Origin of the sequence: Mycobacterium sp. (assembly GCF_049683935.1) — a bacterium.
Lineage (GTDB): Bacteria > Actinomycetota > Actinomycetes > Mycobacteriales > Mycobacteriaceae > Mycobacterium.
Map to the genome: position 1 here is coordinate 1 of NZ_JBAUJR010000066.1, position 1717 is coordinate 1717.

The window sequence follows — 1717 nt, forward strand, 5'->3', positions numbered from 1 at the left end:
GGTGCCCGGCCGGACGGTCTGACCCAGCAACGCCACACAGCGGCACCGCACGGCATCGATCTGGGGCCGCTGCAGCCGCGACTGCCCGATCTGCTGCGCACCCCCTCGGGCCTGATCGAGCTCGCGCCGCCCCAGCTGATCGCCGATGCGCAGCGCCTGCGTGACTCGCTGGGGCACCGCAGCGGCGGGTTCGTCCTCATCGGTCGCCGGCACCTGCGGTCCAACAACAGCTGGATGCACAACCTGCCCGCGCTGGCCGGCGGCACGAACCGGTGCACCCTGCGGATCCACCCCGACGACGCCGCCGAACTCGGGCTGTCCGACACCGCCGTGGTCAAGGGCTCTGGCGGCGAATTGGTGGTGCCGATCGAGGTCACCGAAGACATCCGCCGCGGGGTGCTGTCGCTGCCGCACGGCTGGGGACACGACCGGGACGGAACCGGGCAGAAGCTCGCCGCCGGTCAGCCCGGGGTCAACGTCAACCAGCTCAACGACGGCACGGCGCTGGACCCGCTCTCCGGCACCGCGGTGCTCAACGGAATTCCGGTGGTCGTGAGTCCCGGCTAGGTACTGGAGATCAGGTCAGTTCCCAGATGACGGTCACCGAGAAGCCGACCGTCTGCTGACCCGGCTCGAGCGGAACGGCGGCCTCCATCATTCCCCGCGGCGCCTGCATCGGGATAGGCGGTGTCGGGCCGCCCGTCTCCGAGATCGAGATGACGCTGCCGAGATCGAGGCCCGAGAGCTCCGCGTACTGTTCGGCGCGGTCCTTGGCGTCCTCGAACGCCCGGGCCCTGGCGTCGCGCACCAACTGCGAATCGTCCTCGATGGAGTAGCTGATCGAGTTGATCCGGGTGGCGTTGCCGCCGGTGCTGACGATCAGCCCGATCGCGTCCGAGGCCAGGTCGAGGTCCCGGATCGTCACGTTGATCGAGTTGGTGGCGCGGTAGGCGGCGATGGTGGTGTCGTCTGCGCCGTACTGCGGCTGCAGGTCGGCCTGGGTGGTCGCCAGGTCGTTGCGGTCGATACCGAGTTCGACGAGCGCGTCGATGACGGCCTGCTGACGCTCGTTGGTCTGGTTCATCGCGCCGGTGGCATCGGGTGCCAGGAACTCCATCGACGCGTTCACGGTCAATGTGTCGGGCGAGCCCTGGACCTGCCCGGCGCCGACGACCGTCACCTGGCGGGTGTCGGCATCGGGGGTCAGCGTCGGGCCCGGCTGGGCATCACACGCGGTCAGCGCAGCGGCTGCGGCGCCCGCCGCGGCGAGGCACATGAGCTTGGTCCTGGCCGTCTTCACTCCCGGTGCGATCGACATTCCTGGCACCCTAGGTCATCGGGGAAACGAATCCGCGAAGAAGTCGAGCAGCGCCCGGCTGATGTCGTGTGGGCGCTCCTCGGTCAGCCAGTGGCCGGCCCCGTCGATCATCAGCTCGCGGTACTCGCCGGAGACGACCTCGCGGGCGCGGTGCCGCGGGGTGTACGCCAGCGTGGCGTCGGCGGTGCCGCCGATGAACAGCGCGGGCGCCTCGATCGTCGCGGCCGGTGGCTCGGCCGTCAGCTCCCAGTTGCGGTCGAAACACCGGTACCAGTTCAGCGGGCCGGTGAACCCGTGGCAGGTGAACTCCTCGACGTAGACCCCGAAGTCGGCCGGGCTGAGCCAGTCCGGAAGGCCACCCGGCTCCGGGATGCGGTCGAGGAACCCCTGCGGCCCGGC

The 1717-nt window shown here is 70.2% G+C and carries 3 protein-coding genes; 1 reads left to right on the plus strand and 2 read right to left on the minus strand.

Going from position 1 to position 1717, the window contains the following annotated elements; translation table 11 throughout:
- A partial coding sequence (locus WA965_RS03590; protein ID WP_526447088.1) for a molybdopterin dinucleotide binding domain-containing protein occupies positions 1 to 567 on the plus strand: 567 nt, incomplete at its 5' end.
- Positions 568 to 577: 10 nt separating this feature from the next.
- Here the strand turns inward: WA965_RS03590 and WA965_RS03595 are convergent.
- A complete protein-coding gene (locus WA965_RS03595) occupies positions 578 to 1318 on the minus strand; it encodes an SIMPL domain-containing protein (RefSeq protein ID WP_526301431.1) in 741 nt (246 codons plus the stop codon).
- 15 nt (positions 1319 to 1333) lie between these two features.
- The coding region (locus WA965_RS03600) for an alpha/beta fold hydrolase (protein ID WP_526447090.1) at positions 1334 to 1717 on the minus strand (384 nt) is incomplete at its 5' end.